Source organism: Streptomyces sp. B21-105 (assembly GCF_036898465.1).
In the GTDB taxonomy this organism is placed as follows: Bacteria; Actinomycetota; Actinomycetes; order Streptomycetales; family Streptomycetaceae; genus Streptomyces.
Genome location: NZ_JARUMJ010000001.1, coordinates 8733428 through 8748483, shown reverse-complemented (window position 1 = coordinate 8748483; position 15056 = coordinate 8733428). Strand labels below are relative to the sequence as shown.

At 71.8% G+C, this 15056-nt stretch carries 9 protein-coding genes and 2 pseudogenes; 6 read left to right on the top strand and 5 right to left on the bottom strand.

Features of this window, described 5'->3' with window-relative positions; genetic code table 11:
• The first annotated feature begins 115 nt into the window (after positions 1–115).
• The 4 genes from QA802_RS39095 (at position 116) to QA802_RS39080 (ending at position 7355) form a co-directional block, all read left to right on the top strand.
• On the top strand, positions 116–1144 hold the full coding sequence (locus QA802_RS39095; RefSeq protein WP_334533250.1) for a LacI family DNA-binding transcriptional regulator: 1029 nt from the start codon (positions 116–118) through the stop codon (positions 1142–1144).
• A 280-nt stretch (positions 1145–1424) separates the two neighbouring features.
• A complete protein-coding gene (locus QA802_RS39090) occupies positions 1425–4691 on the top strand; it encodes a discoidin domain-containing protein (RefSeq protein ID WP_334533247.1) in 3267 nt (1088 codons plus the stop codon).
• Positions 4688–6190 carry a family 43 glycosylhydrolase gene (locus tag QA802_RS39085; RefSeq protein ID WP_334533244.1) on the top strand — a complete coding sequence of 501 codons (1503 nt, stop codon included), beginning with the start codon at positions 4688–4690 and terminating at the stop codon, positions 6188–6190. Before QA802_RS39090 ends, QA802_RS39085 begins: the two co-directional genes overlap by 4 nt.
• A 4-nt stretch (positions 6191–6194) precedes the next feature.
• The gene (locus QA802_RS39080; RefSeq protein ID WP_334533241.1) at positions 6195–7355 is read left to right on the top strand and encodes an RICIN domain-containing protein; all 1161 of its coding nucleotides are present in this window, start codon (positions 6195–6197) and stop codon (positions 7353–7355) included.
• Positions 7356–7478: 123 nt separating this feature from the next.
• Here the strand turns inward: QA802_RS39080 and QA802_RS39075 are convergent.
• From QA802_RS39075 to QA802_RS39060, 4 genes and pseudogenes are all read right to left on the bottom strand, one after another.
• Positions 7479–8310 (bottom strand): annotated as a pseudogene (locus tag QA802_RS39075) (hypothetical protein).
• A 57-nt stretch (positions 8311–8367) separates the two neighbouring features.
• The gene (locus QA802_RS39070; protein ID WP_334533238.1) at positions 8368–9525 is read right to left on the bottom strand and encodes a PP2C family protein-serine/threonine phosphatase; all 1158 of its coding nucleotides are present in this window, start codon (positions 9523–9525) and stop codon (positions 8368–8370) included.
• A gap of 113 nt (positions 9526–9638) precedes the next feature.
• Positions 9639–10397: an IclR family transcriptional regulator gene (locus tag QA802_RS39065; RefSeq protein ID WP_334533235.1), complete on the bottom strand. Its 759-nt coding sequence runs from the start codon at positions 10395–10397 to the stop codon at positions 9639–9641.
• Positions 10398–10587: 190 nt separating this feature from the next.
• A complete protein-coding gene (locus QA802_RS39060; protein WP_334533232.1) occupies positions 10588–12768 on the bottom strand; it encodes an ATP-binding SpoIIE family protein phosphatase in 2181 nt (726 codons plus the stop codon).
• Between the two features lie 200 nt (positions 12769–12968).
• Between QA802_RS39060 and QA802_RS39055 the strand changes: the two genes are divergently transcribed.
• Positions 12969–13292 (top strand): antibiotic biosynthesis monooxygenase family protein, encoded by a 324-nt coding sequence (locus QA802_RS39055; RefSeq protein ID WP_319169233.1) that lies wholly within the window; start codon positions 12969–12971, stop codon positions 13290–13292.
• A gap of 141 nt (positions 13293–13433) precedes the next feature.
• Positions 13434–14153, top strand: coding sequence for a FadR/GntR family transcriptional regulator (locus tag QA802_RS39050; protein ID WP_334533228.1), 720 nt, complete (start codon positions 13434–13436; stop codon positions 14151–14153).
• A gap of 9 nt (positions 14154–14162) precedes the next feature.
• Here the strand turns inward: QA802_RS39050 and QA802_RS39045 are convergent.
• Positions 14163–14956 (bottom strand): annotated as a pseudogene (locus QA802_RS39045) (VOC family protein).
• Between the last annotated feature and the right edge of the window lie 100 nt (positions 14957–15056).

Sequence of the window (15056 nt, the reverse complement as noted above, 5' to 3'; positions counted from 1 at the left end):
CCTGCAGCAAGCGGTATTGGGGGATCCGCCGAAACCTGTGACATCGTTCCGGCGGGGCCCGGGCCGAAACAACTCGCGTACGGTTTACTCACGCGCCGCGCGACAGGAGATCCCCATGACACCGGCCCCCGGCACCTCTCGTTCGCACCCCGCCACGCTCAGCGACGTCGCCCGGCTGGCCGGGGTGTCCATCGCCACCGCGTCCAAGGCGCTCAACGGCCGCAGCCAGGTGCGCGCCGAGACCCGGCAGCGGGTGATCGAGGCCGCCGAGCGGCTGGCCTTCCGGCCCAACCAGCTGGCCCGCGGACTGCTCGTGGGGCGGTCGGGCACCGTGGGGCTGCTCACCAGCGACCTCGAGGGCCGTTTCAGCATCCCGATACTGATGGGTGCGGAGGACGCCTTCGGCGCGGGCGAGGTCGCCGTGTTCCTGTGCGACGCCCGCGGCGACGCGATCCGCGAGCAGCACCATGTCCGGGCGCTCCTGGGGCGCCGGGTCGACGGCCTCATCGTGGTGGGCAGCCGGACCGACCCGCGCCCGTCGCTGGGGCGCGAGCTGCCCGTTCCCGTGGTCTACGCGTACGCGCCGTCGGACGATCCGGCCGATCTGTCCATCGTCCCGGACAGCGTCGGCGCCGGCCGGATCGCGGTGGAGCACCTGCTGGCCTGCGGGCGGACCCGGATCGCGCACATCACCGGCGACCCCGGGTACCTCGCGGCGCGGGAGCGGGCCGAGGGCGCGCTGGCCGCGCTGGCCGACGCCGGTCTCGCGCCGGTCGGCGAACCGCGGTTCGGCGCCTGGTCGGAGGGCTGGGGTCGGGCGGCGACCGCACTCCTGCTGGACCGGCATCCCGATCTCGACGCCGTGCTGTGCGGCAGCGACCAGATAGCCCGTGGCGTCATGGACGTCCTGCGGGAGCGCGGCCATCGGGTGCCGGAGGACGTGGCGGTGATGGGCTTCGACAACTGGCAGGTCCTGACGGCCTCTTCACGCCCGCCGCTGACCAGCGTCGACATGAACCTGGAACAGGTGGGGCGGGCGGCCGCGCACGCCCTGTTCCTCGCGATCGGCGGGGCGCGGCGCTCGGGGATCGAGACGGCGCGCGGCCGGGTGGTCATCCGGGAGTCGACGGCACCGCTGTCCTGAGCGGCGGGCCCTCGGCGACGCACGGCCGCAGGACGGCGGGGCCGGGGACGGCGGGGCCACGGGGCGTGGGGCGTCCGACCGCCGCGGCAGTCGCGCGTCCGGCGGGACAGTCGCGCGTCCGGCCGTCGGGGCGACGGCCGTCCGTGAACTCGGGCTCAAGCGCTTTCCCTTGACACATCATCAGCCCGCTCCTACGTTGCGAAAACCTTTTAGGTGAGTTTCCTCGCACGTATGTCAGGCGCATGACACCCCCGTTTACCGCCAACCGGAGAGGGAGCCCATGAAGCGCCTCCTCGTCGCCCTCGTGCTCATCCTCTGTTCCGTCTGCTCCATCAGCCCTGCCTCCGCCGCGCAGACCATCGGGTTCCCCGTCTTCAACGGGCCCGCGATCCCGGCACCGCCCGTCGCCTACACGCCCGGCGACATGATGCGCAGCGTCTACGACGCCGAGAGTTCCGGCACCGACTTCTGGATGGACCGGCTGCTCGCCCGCTCCGGCGACGACCCCGCCGGGCCCTGGCTGATGAGCCGCGGGCGTGCGCTCTTCATGAAGACCCACAATCCGGGGGTCCTCGGGTTCGGCGGCCATGTCGCCTACTGGGAGAGCGTCAACGACAACAACGCCTACACCGTCGCGATCACCCCGGGCACCTTCACCGAGCAGGTCTCCCAGCGCCGGCAGGTCCCGAGCCACTGGAAGAGCGTGCACACCAGCGGCTCGATCGCGGTCACCCAGACCAAGTTCATCACCGAGAACAACGTCGCCGTCACCAACCTGTCGATCAAGAACAACGGCAGCAGCTCCACCACCCTGCAGCTGCGGGCGACCTCCCCGTACGCCACCTCGGGCAGCGGCAGCGAGTTGACCGGCCAGGTCAACGCCTACAACAACCTCACCACCCTCCGACCGCGGCTCACCGGCGACGGTTTCAGCGTCTCCGGCGGCGGCCTGAACCGGTCCGTCACCGTCGGCGCCGGAGCCACGGTGACCACGAAGGTGGTGATGGGCTTCGTCACCGACGAGATCCCCGCCTCCCTCACCGAGTACAACGCCTACGCGGGCTACACCGACGCCACCGCGTTCGCCACCCACGTCAAGGCCTACAACCTGTGGTGGGCCAAGAACGTGCCCTACATCGACGTCCCCGAGCCGGCGATCAAGAAGAACATCTACTACCGCTGGTGGCTGATGCGCTTCAACAACCTCGACGCCGACATCCCCGGGCAGACCTTCCAGTTCCCGACGTCGACCGAAGGCGTCCTCGGGTACAACAACGCGATCGCGCTCACCCAGCCCATGCACATCGACGACCTCAAGTACCTGCGCGACCCGTCCTACGCCTACGGCGACTGGCTCAGCGTCGGCCAGACCTCCAAGGGCGGCCGGTTCCTCGACAATCCCGGCGACCCGGAGAACTGGTCCAACAGCTACACCCAGTACATCGCCGAAGCCGCCTGGAAGAGCTACCAGATCCACGGCGGGCAGCCGGCCATCGCCGGCAACCTGGCCAAGTACGCCGAAGGCGACGTCAAGGGCCAGCTCGCCTACTACGACCACGACAACAACAAGCTGATCGAGTACGACTGGGGCGCCCTCACCGGCAACGACGCCGACGCGGTCTCCTTCCACTGGAAGCCCGGCAACATGGACCGCGCCGAGTCCGCCTACCAGTACAGCGGCGCGCTCGCCGCCGCCCAGGCCTACGAGGCCACCGGCAACACGGCCAAGGCCGCCGAGATGCGCAACTTGGCGACGCAGATCAAGGACGCCATCGTCAACGTCCTGTGGAACCCGAACCGGCAGCTGTTCGAGCACCGGCTGAAGTCGACCAACGAGTGGGTTCCCTGGAAGGAGATCAACAACTACTACCCGTTCGCGGTCGGCGCCGTCCCCAACACGTCGACGTACAAGCAGGCCCTGCGCCTCTACGACGACCCCGCCCAGTACCCGGTCTTCCCCTTCTACACGGCCAACCAGATCGACAAGAAGGCGGCGGCCGACGCGGGCAACCCCGGCTCCAACAACTTCTCCACCATCAACTCCACCGTGCAGTTCCGGCTCTACTCCTCCGTGCTGCGCAACTATCCCAACTCGTGGATGAACGCCACCGACTACAAGAAGCTGCTCTACTGGAACACCTGGGCGCAGTACGTCGGCGGCAACACCCAGTGGCCCGACGCCAACGAGTTCTGGGCCGACTGGAACGGCAGCAACATCGACTACCGCTCGTGGATCCACCACAACATCCTGGGCAGCAGCAACTGGACGGTGATCGAGGACGTCGCGGGGCTGCGGCCGCGCAACGACGCCAAGGTGGAGGTCTCGCCGATCAACATCGGCTGGAGCCACTTCACCGTCAACAACCTCCGCTACCGCAACGCCGACCTGTCGATCGTCTGGGACGACCCGGCCGACGGGGTGGTGCGCTATCCCGGCGTCCCGGAGGGTTACTCGATCTACGTCAACGGCGCCCGGGCGGCCACCGTCAGCTCACTCGTGCCCTTCACCTGGGACCCCGCCACCGGTGACGTCACCACGAGCGGCACGGTCACCCACCACACGGCCATGTCCGGACTGCAGGCGCCCCAGCAGGTCGTGCAGAACAGCCCGCGGATGGTCGACATGCTCGCCAAGGCCGGCGTCGACCTCACGGCCGAGTCCGGCATGACCAACCTGGCGGCCGGGGCGACGGCCTCCGCCTCCCACACCGGCTCCGGCAGCGCCGTCTCCGGCGCGGTGGACGGCTATCCCACCAACGAACCCTTCTGGGGCGCCGGCGGATCCCCCAACAGCCAGGACTGGTACGAACTCAACTTCGGCGCCGCCCGCACGCTGAACGAGATGCGTCTGTACTTCAAGGACAGCCGCCCCGCCTCGGGGACCTACCGGGCGCCGTCCGCGTACGCCGTCCAGTACTACAACGGCAGTTCCTGGGTGAACGTGCCGGGGCAGACCAAGAGTCCGGCAGCGCCACGGGCCAACTACAACCTGGTGCAGTTCCCGGCGGTCACCGCCCAGCGCGTGCGGATCCTGGCCACCAACGCCGCCGGCGCCAAGACCGGCCTCACCGAGGTCAAGGCGTACAACCGGGGCGGGGTCCAGCCGCCCCAGCCACCGGCCAACCTGGCCGCGTCCGCGACGCCGACCGCGTCCTACACCTCCGCCTGGGAGAGCGTCGCCGCGGTCAACGACGGGGTCGACCCGCCGTCGTCCAACGACACGGTGAACCCGCGCTGGGGCACCTGGCCGGAGACCGGGCAGCAGTGGGCCGAACTGACCTGGCCGTCGGCGCAGAACGTCAACAAGGCCGACGTGTACTTCTTCGACGACGACCAGGGCATCGACATGCCGGCCTCCTGGAAGCTCCAGTACTGGAACGGCAGCGCCTACGCCGACGTGCCCGGCGCGAGCGGCTACCCGCTGGCCGAGAACCAGTACAACACCGTCTCCTTCACCGGCGTGAACACCACCCGGCTGCGGGTGCTGCTCACCGGCAACGGCTCCAGCTCCGTCGGCCTCCTCGAAGCAAAGGTGTACGGACCGTGACCCGTTCCAGATGCCTGTCCGCGCTCGTCGCGGCTCTCCTTGCGGCGGTCGCCTTCCTGGTGGCGCCGCCCACCGCCTCCGCCGCCGTCGCGTTCACCTCGACGGGGGTCAACCAGAACGGCGGCAACTGCCTGGACCTGCCCGGCGGTTCGACGACCGCGGGAGCCCAGCTGCGTGCCTTCGCGTGCTCCGCCGGCGCCGGCAACCAGAACTTCGGGTACACCCTGGTCTCCGGCACCGCCGACACCTACACGGTCACCGGGCAGTCCGGCCAGTGCGTCGACGTCTACGGGGCGTCCACCGGGGACAACGCGGCGATCATCCAGTGGCCCTGCCACGGCGGGACCAACCAGCAGTGGCGGCTCGTGCCGGTGTCGGTGAGCGGCACCGACAAGACCTTCAACCTGGTCTCCGTGAGCTCGGGCAAGTGCGTGGCGCCGAGCGGCGGTTCGTCCGCCTCGAACACCAACCTGGTGCAGCTGCCCTGCAGCACGGCGGGCGGCAGGGTCTGGCGGCTGCCCGCCTTCGCCGGCGGCGGCGGCACGGGGACGAAGACCTTCACCAACCCGCTGTCCCAGCACGGGCCCGACCCCTGGCTGACGTACTACAACGGTTACTACTACCTCGCCACCACGACCTGGAACTCGACGGTCACCATGCGCAAGGCGAGCACCCTCGCCGGCCTCGCCTCCGCCTCCGACCAGGTGATCTTCAACCTCACCCGGCCCAACGGCGCGGGCACCATGTGGGCGCCCGAGTTCCATCTGCTCGACGGTCCGAACGGGAAACGGTGGTACTTCTACTACACCGCCGGGCGGGAGCCGTACGACCTGGGCACCCAGCGGATCCACGTGCTGGAGAGCGCCGGCCTCGACCCGATGGGCCCGTACAGTTTCAAGGCCGACCTGCTCGACCCGACCCAGGACAACACCTGGGAGCTGGACCCGGGCATCCTCCAGCTGGGCGGGCAGCTCTACCTGCTGGGCACCTTCTACAACGGCTCGCAGCCGATGTTCATCCGGCCGCTGTCCAACCCCTGGACGGCGAGCGGCACCCGTCGCGTGCTGTCCACGCCGACCTACAGCTGGGAGACGGTGGGCGGCGCGGTCAACGAGGGCGCAGAGGTCCTCCAGCGGGGCGGGAAGACGTTCATCGTCTACTCGGCAAGTCACTGCTCCACGCCCGACTACAAGCTGGGCATGCTCACCTACAACGGCGGCGACCCGCTCAACTCCTCCTCGTGGGTCAAGTCGCCGAACCCGGTCTTCCAGCGGTCCAACGCCAACGGGGTGTACGCCCCCGGGCACAACGGCTTCTTCAAGTCGCCGGACGGCACCGAGGACTGGATCGTCTACCACGCCAACAACTCGACGAGCGGCGGTTGCGACATGAACAGGAGCACCAGAGCGCAGAAGTTCACCTGGAACGCCGACGGCACGCCGAACTTCGGCGCCCCCGTGGCACTCGGCGTCACCCTGCCCGCACCCTCGGGGGAGTAGTCGGATGTCACGATCGAGGTTCCAGCCCCTGTGGGCGATCCTGCTCACGGTGATGTTCGGTGCGGTCATGGGCGCCGTCGCGATCGCACCGCAGGCCCACGCCGCGACGGCGTTCACCTCCACCGCGGTCAACCGCGGCGGCGGCAACTGCCTGGACGTCCCGGGCAGTTCCACCGCCGACGGCCTCCAGCTCATCCAGTGGACCTGCCACGGCGAACCCAACCAGACCTTCACCTTCACCCCGGTCGGCGGGACCGCCGACCAGTACACCGCCCGCACCTCGGGCGGGCGGTGCGTGGACGTCAACGGAGCGTCCGGCGCCGACAACGCCACGATCGTCCAGCGGGCCTGCGGCTCGGGCGCCAGTCAGAAGTTCCGTCTCGTGCCGGTGACGGTCAGCGGCACGACCGACGTCTTCGGCCTGCAGTCGGTGTCCTCCGGCAAGTGCGTCACTCCCGCGGGCGACTCCTCGGCCTCGAACACCGGCCTCGTCCAACTGCCCTGCACCGGCACGGCGTCCCGGACCTGGCGGCTGGCCGGCTTCGGCGGAGGCGGCGGCGGCGGTCCGACCACACCGCCGACGAAGACCGTCCGGGTGTACTGGCTTAAGCCCTCCGACGTCCCGTTCGACCAGCGGTACCCCGACGGCATCGCCAAGGTGATGCGCGAGGCACAGCGCTACTACCAGCAGGAGCTCGGCAAGACCTTCAAGCTGAACGACACCGTGGTCGAGGTCGTCAACGGCGACCAGCCGCGGAGCTGGTACGAGAACACGCCCAACGGCGGTGACCGCTACTGGTGGGCGGTCACGAACATGCAGAACGAACTCGTCAGGAAGTTCGGCCTGAACCGCCCCGACAGCCGTTGGCTCAACGTGGGCGAGATCAGCGCCGAGGGAGAAGGCGCGGGCGGCGGCGCGAGCACCGGCTGGGTCATCCTGAGCGGGCATGACGCCGACGGCGCCGCGGGCACCAGCGGACAGTCCATGAACCGCTGGTACGGCGGAATGGTCCATGAGCTCGGGCACGCGTTCGGCCTGCCCGACTCGTCCTCGACCGACGGCACACCGATGTCGGCGTCCTTCTACGACTACCCCAACACCCATTTCAGCCAGAGCCAGAAGAACCAGATCCTGAACGGCCCCTACGGGAGTTTCCTGTCCTGACACCGGCCGGCCCCTCCGGCGAGGGGCCGGCCGTCATCGGCGGGGCGTCGTCGCGACGCCCCGCCGATCCACGTCGTCACCCGGCGGCCGGGACGGCGGGTGCGGTGGCGTCCCGCCCCGGTCTCAGGAGGCGCACCCGCCGACGCGCCGGGTGCTGAGCTCCACGTCGTCCATGCGGACGTCGTACGACGAGGGCGTCGGTCCGGCCTGGTACAGCTGCCAGCCCAGCTTGAGCGTGTCGAAGCGCGGGAAGACGAAGTCGCCCGCGCTGCCGCCGTGCTCCTTCGTGGAGACGGTCAGATCGGAGCGCTCCACCCCGTCCTGGTAGACGGTGACGCGGTTGTCGGTGGCGTCGAGGTGGAACTCCACACAGCTCCAGGTCCCGGCCGTGGCGGGCGAGGAGGTACGCCACGCGGTCCAGTCCCCGGTGGAGCCGAGGTCGGAGCCGACACCCCAGAAGTTCGCCTGCTCGGTGGGCACGTACTGGCCGCCCAACGGGCGTACCAGCGTGGGCGCGTCGGAGCCGGACGCCTCGGCGACCGTCCAGTGCGCCCAGTCGGGGGCGGTCGGGAACGCGTCGACGCGCAGCCGCAGCCGGGCCCAGAAACTGTTTCCGGCGGGTGCGAGGTCGGACAGGACGAGGAAGGCGCGGCCGTTGCCCTCCGTGTGGAGTCGCAGTTCGCGGCCGTGGCCGGTGCGGCTGCGTTCTACGGTGAGGGAGCCGTTCGAGACGTCGGTGGTCCAGCCGTGGCCGGCGGTGACCGGGCCGAGCGGGAGACGGTCGAAGCTCTCGCGGACGAAGGTCTTGCGGGAGTAGGTGTCGCCGGCGGCACGGTGGGGACCGCTGACGGAGGCGGTGGGGTCGGTGGGGCCGGCAGAGGCGGTGGGGGGGTAGCGCGAGCAGTGCGCCCGATGCGGCCAGCAGCGCGGCCGCGATCTTCCTCATGCGTGTCATGAGCACAGTCTGCGACATTCGGCGGCGCTGTCACAGAGGCCGCACACGTCACCGTGATCACACCGCCTGCTCCCCCAACGCCCTGCTTTCGAGGGCCGGTTGGGGCAGCACGGGCGCACCGGGCACACCGGCCGTCGGTTTGCGGATCAGCACCAGCGCGGCGTCGTCGTGCAGTCGTCCGCCGACGTGCGCCAGCAGTTCCTCGTGGATCGAGCCGAGCGTGCGCGCCGGCTCGTCGCAGAGGTGGCGCGCCAGCCCTTCGGCGAGCGGGTAGAACTCCCGGTGGCGGTCACGGGCCTCGATGACGCCGTCCGTGTAGAGCAGCAGTTGGTCCCCGTCGGCGAACGGCAGCACCGTCAGGTCGGGTCGCTGGTCGGTGAGGGCGCGCAGGCCGAGGGGCGGGACCGGGTGCGGGCTCTCGACGGCGAGCACCTCTTCGGGCGTGCGCACCAGCAGCGGCGGCGCGTGTCCGCAGTTGACCACTTCCAGCTCCCCGGGCCGCGGGTGTCCGGCGACGACGGCGGTGACGAAGTCGTCCGCGCCGAGATTGCGTGCCAGGCTCCGCTCGATCCGGTCGACGACGGCGAGGAGATCGGGCTCGTCGTAGGCGGCCTCGCGGAAGACTCCGACCACGAGGGCGGCGGTGCCCACGGCCGGCAGCCCCTTGCCCCGCACATCGCCGACGATCATCCGGACGCCGTACGGGGTGGGCACGAGGGCGTAGAGGTCCCCGCCGATCCTCGCCTCCGCGGCGGCGGCGCTGTAGCACACGGCGACCTCGAAGGGGCCGACCGTGGCGGGCACCGGCTTCAGCAGCGCGTGCTGGGCGGCCTCCGCGACGGAGCGGACGTCGGCGAGCACCTGTTCCCGGCGCGAGCGCAGGGCGCCGGCGAGGGCGCTCGCCAGGGTGACGGCCAGCAGGGCGGCCGGCACCGCCGCCAGTTCCGGGCCGGGCACGCCGTCCCGGGCGCCGAGTGCCGTGCCGAGCACGGCGGCCAGGAGCCCGACGCAGAGAACGCCGCGCGGCCCGTTGGTGGTGGCGGCCAATGCGGGGCCGGCCACCAGCAGGGAGAGCCAGGTCGTCCCCGTTGCGCCGACGAGATCGACGAGCACGACCGTGAGGACGATCAGGACGGGCAGGAGGGGGCCTGCCGACCGGTGTCCGAACAGCCGTGTCGGCTGGGGGGCACCGCCATGGTTCCGGGCCTGACTCATGCTGGGTATGCAGTCCTCACCGTGCGCTCGGGCACATCGCACCTGTCCGTCTCCTCCAGGAAACGGGAGGGCCGCCGCCGCTCACAAGGAGCAGCTTTTCAGATAATGAACGATCAGACGTGCAGGGAAAGCGTCCTGGTCACACGGTTCGCCGTGGGGATCAGCCGGTCCCGGACCTGCTCGATCCGCGACAGCCGGTCGGCGGGCAGGGAGACGCCGAGCGAGCCGATCACGTCGCCGCTGTAGACGGGGACGGCGACGCAGACGGTGCCGAGGGCGTACTCCTCCAGGTCGGTGACGGCCGGGGCCACGGGCGAGGTGTCCAGGCGCCGGATCAGTTCCGGAGCGCTGGTGATGGTCCTCGGGGTGAGGTCGGCCAGTCGGTGACGGGAGAGGTAGTCGCGGCGGGCGTCGTCGTCCATTTCCCGCAGGACGGACTTGCCGAGGGCGGTGGCGTGCCCCGCGTCCTCGAAACCGACCCACAGGTCCACGCGGGGCGTCCGGGGCCCGTCGACGATCTCGGCGACCCGGATCTCCCCCTCCTCGTAGAACGTGAGGTAGGCGGCGGTCGTGAGCTCGTCCCGCAGCGCGGCCAGCGTCGGACGGACGCGGCTGAGCAGCGCCTGGCCGCGGCCCCCGGTGTGCAGCGTCCGGAGTCTGTCGCCCAGGATGAACCCGCCGTCCTGGAGTTTCAGCAGGTAGCCGTCGTAAACCAGGGTCCGCAGCAGGTGGTAGGCGGTGGCCAGGGGCAGCCCCGCCTCCCGCGCCAGCTGCTTGGCCGGCGCGCCGTTCTCGTGCTCGCTCACCACCTCCAGCAGGCGGAAGGCCCGCTGCACGGACGTGATGAGCGTGGGGCCGTCCCGCGCACTCATACGACCAGCGTGCGCCCGGCCGGCGGGGCAGGCAAGACACGCGCCGCCGGCCCCGTGGTGCCGCGGGGTTCCGTGGTGCCGCGCGGGGTTCCGTGGTGCCGCGCGGGGTTCCGTGGTGCCGCGGGGTTGCGTGGTGCCGCGGGGTTCCGTGGTGCCGCGGGGTTCTTCCGACGCGCGCCGGCCGTCGCCGTCACACGGAGAGCGCCGACGACGGGACCTGCGCCGACTCGCTCAGTTCGGCCCAGACCGTCTTGCCGCGGCGGGCGTGGCGGGTGCCCCAGCGCTCCGCCAGCCGGGCGACCAGCAGCAGGCCGCGTCCGCCCTCGTCGAGGACCCGGGCGCGGCGCAGGTGCGGGGTGGTGTTGGTGCCGTCGGAGACCTCGCACAGCAGTCCGCGGTCGTGGATGAGGCGCAGCCTGATCGGGGGCCTGCCGTAGCGGATGGCGTTGGTGACCAGTTCGCTGACCACCAGCTCGGCGGTGAAGGCGAGGTCCTCCAGACGCCAGTCGGCCAGCTGCCGGGAGACGTGCGACCGGGCCCGCGCGACGGCGGCCGGGTCGGCGTCCAGATCCCAGGTGGCGACCTGCCGTGCGCCTAGGGCGTGGGTGCGGGCCAGGAGGAGGGCGACGTCGTCGTCCGGACGGTCCGGCAGCATGGCTTCGAGGACGGTGTCGCAGATCGCCTCCAGGGACGTCTCCGGCCGGGCCAGGGCGTGGCGCAGCCGGGTGAGACCCGCGTCGACGTCGTGGTCTCGGGCCTCGATCAGGCCGTCGGTGAACAGGGCGATCAGGGTGCCCCCGGGCAGTTCCACCTCCGTCGCCTCGAAGGGCAGGCCGCCCAGGCCCAGCGGCGGCCCGGGCGGCAGTTCCAGCAGCTCGACCGTTTTGTCCCGGCTCGTCACGGCCGGCGGGACGTGACCGGCGCGGGCCAGGGTGCAGCGGCGGGAGACGGGGTCGTAGACGGCGTACAGGCAGGTGGCGCCCGTCTCGCCCGGGTCGCCCACCGGGTGGTCGTCCCCGTCGCCGTCCCCGTCGCCGCCCGGGTGACCGTCCGGGTCGTCGGAGGCCTCGCCGGAGGGGCGCAGGACCACGTCGTCGAGATGGGTGAGCAGTTCGTCGGGCGGCAGGTCGATGTCGGCGAGGGTGCGCACCGCGGTCCGCAGCCGGCCCATGGCGGCGGCGGCGTGGATGCCGTGGCCGACCACGTCACCCACCACCAGGGCCACCCGGGCCCCGGACAGGGGGATGACGTCGTACCAGTCGCCGCCCACCCCGGCCTGGCCGCCGGCCGGCTGATAGCGGTAGGCGACCTCCACCGCCGACTGCCGGGGGGCAGGGCGCGGGAGCAGACTGCGCTGCAGGGTGAGTGCGGTGGCGCGGGCGTGCGTGTAGCGGCGGGCGTTGTCGACGGCGATCGCCGCCCGGGCGGCGATCTCCTGGGCGAGCAGCAGGTCCTCGTCGTCGTAGAGGTCGGGGTTGCGGTGCCGGCAGAACTCGGCGACGCCGAGTGTGCTGCCGCGGGCGCGCAGCGGCACCACCATCGTGGAGTGGACGCGGTGGCCGTCCGCGCTTCGCTCGCCGTGGTGCAGTGAGGGCCGCCCGGTGGCCAGGGCGTGTGCCGCGGGTGATCCGTCGACGCAGGTGTCCAGCGGCCACCCGGCGACGGTGGGGGGCCGCGCGTCGCTGGCGGCCGCGGGCGCCCGGGCGATCCGGCGCACGGCGAGTTGGTCCGGGCCCGGGGCGTCGTCAGCGTGCAGCGCGGAGTCGAGCAGGTCGACGGTGACGAGGTCCGCGAACCGCTCCGCGGCGAGGTCGGCGAGCTCCTGGGCGGTGCGGGCGACGTCCAGCGTGGTCCCGATGCGCAGGCCCGCCTCGTTCACCATCGCCAGCCGCCACTGGCGCCGGCGGTCGCGCTCCTCCTGGAAGGCGACGACGTCCTGCTGCGAGGTGCGGTCGACGTACCTGGTCGACGTCGCGATCACATACCGGGTCGCCCTGCTGACCAGGGGCGCGTCGGCGGTGTACCGGGGCAGCTCGGCGATCAGCCGGTCGAGGACGACTCCCTGGGCCAGCCGGAAGGCCCGCAGCATGGTGTCCAGGGCGATGCCGTGCCGGGCCAGGCGGCGGGCGCGCTCCAGGGCGGCCGGCGGCGGTTCGATCAGCTGCGGATCGGCCGAGCGGGCCAGGCCGGACAGCCCGGTCCCGATGTACTCGGCGACGTTCTGCGACACCGTGTCGGCGATCTCGGGGGTCTCCCAGAGTGCGGGAAGCTCCCGCCGCAGGGCCTTCTCCACGTCGGCGACCAGCTCGTCCGCCCGCGCGCCCAGCTCGCGCGCGACGCGGGACACGAGACGGTCGGCCTGGTCGTCCACACTGTCGACGGTACGCCGGATGCGGGCGCGGGCCCCGCCGGGCGGACCGGCGGAGTGGCCGGCCGGGGGGGCGAGGCCCGGCCAGGGGGGTCGGCGGGTGCCCGACCCACCGCGTCGCGCCCCGCCGCACGGTGGCTCCAGGGGCGCCGAACGGGTGGGGCGGCCGTCGGCCCGGGCGGCCGCGGAGGCAGTATGGGGGCATGAGCGTAGTCAAGATCAACGTACTGACCGTCCCGGCGGAGCAGCGGGAGACTCTCGAGCAGCGCTTCGCCGCACGCGGCCACTCCGTCGAGAGCTCCGACGGCTTCGAGTGGTTCGAGCTGCTCCGGCCGGTGGAGGGCACCGACACCTACCTCGTCTACACGCGCTGGCGTGACGAGGAGTCGTTCCGGGCGTGGGCCGAGGGCCCGATGAGGGCGGCGCACCAGGGCGGCGCGGAAGGGGAGCGTCCCAAGCCCGCCGCCTCGGCGTCCACCCTCTGGTCGTTCGAGGTCGCCCAGCAGGTGACGCCCAAGGGCGCTTAGCGCACCACACGGCCCGCGGTCCCGGGTGGACGGCGGGCCCGGTCGGCGGCGGTGCCGGGTGGGCGGTGCCGCCGTCGGGGGCTCGGCCGGTCCGGTCGGCCGAGTACCATCGAGGTCACCCTCGGGAAGGAGGAGCTCGCGTTGTCTCTGACGGACAAAGCCATCGAGCAGATCCGTGAGCTCATTCGCACCGGCGCTCTGCCCCCGGGGTCGAAGCTCCCGCCGGAATCGGACCTGGCCGCCCAGCTCGGCCTCTCCCGCAATCTCGCCCGCGAGGCGGTCAAGGCGCTGGCCGTGGCCCGGATCCTGGAGGTCCGGCGCGGCGACGGCACGTACGTGACCAGCCTGCAGCCGAGTCTGCTCCTGGAGGGGCTCGGCGGGGCGGTGGAACTGCTGCAGGGCGACTCGGCCGCGCTGCAGGACCTCATGGAGGTGCGCAGGCTGCTCGAACCGGTCGCCACCGCGCTGGCCGCGACCCGGATCTCCGACGCCCAACTGGCCGAGGTGGAGCGGCACTTGGACGCCATGCGGGAGGCCCGCGACGACGTCGAACTGCTCAACGCGCACGACGCGGCCTTCCACCGCGCCGTCGTGGTCGCCACCGGCAACGAGTCACTGCTCGCCCTGCTCGAGGGCGTCTCCGGCCGTACTCTGCGCGCCCGCATCTGGCGCGGCCTGGTCGACGACCAGGCCGCGGGCCGCACCCTCGCCGAGCACGAGGCGATCTTCAAGGCGCTGACCACCCGCGACGCCGCCCTCAGCCAGGCCGCCGCCCTGTTGCACGTGAGCACCACCGAAGCGTGGCTGAGAGAGCACCTGCGCACGGACACGGCCCGCGGCCGTGACGGTTTTGTCGCCTGAGGCCCCGGCTCAGCGGTCGGTGGTCGGGGTGAGCACCACGAAGTCCGCGTTCGACGGGTCGAGACAGACCGCCAGCCGGCCGACGCCCGGCGCGTCCTGAGGGCCCATCTGCACACTGCCGCCGTTCTCGGTGACGGCGGCGACCGCGGCGTCGCAGTCGGCGACGGCGAAGACCGGGTGCCAGTACGGACGTCCCTCCGTCAGGGCGAGGTCCTGCGCGCGGAGCTGCATGACGCCGCCCTGCATGCGCTCCTCGGGCAGCCCCTCCGGCGTGATGAGGGAGTACTCGCCTCCGCCGCCCGCCAGCTCCATCGAGCTGAACCGCCAGCCGAACACCCCGCCGTAGAACTCCTTCGCCGCCGGGGCGTCGGTCGTGTACAGCTCGGTCCAGCACAGCGAGCCCGGCTCGTCGACGAGCTCGAAGCCGGCGTTCTTCCCCGGCTGCCAGACCGCGAACTGGCCGCCCAGCGGGTCGCTGTACTGCGCCATCCGGCCCCAGTCGCCGAGGTCCCTAGACGCCAGCCGCACGGTGCCTCCCTCTCGACGGCCCGGGTCGTGGCGTCCGCGTCGGTGACCGTGTAGTAGATCATCCACGCGGAGCGGGCGCCCTCCTCGGTCAGCTTGCCGAGGCCGGCGACGGTTTTGCCGTCCTTCTGGAACATCCCGCCCTCCGCGCCCTGCCCCTCCATGGGCTCGTACCGCCAGCCCAGCACGGCGCCGTAGAAGGCCGCGGCGGCCGGGACGTCGGGGGCCCCGAGGTCCAGCCAGCAGGGGACGCCGGGGGTGGGATCGGTGGTCATCACGACGTTGCCCTTTCGCAGATCCGTCAACGCCCTCAGCGTGGCACCGCGCCGCGGTGCTCGCGCGTCGGCCGCCGCGGGCCGCGGTCCGAACGGGTGGTCC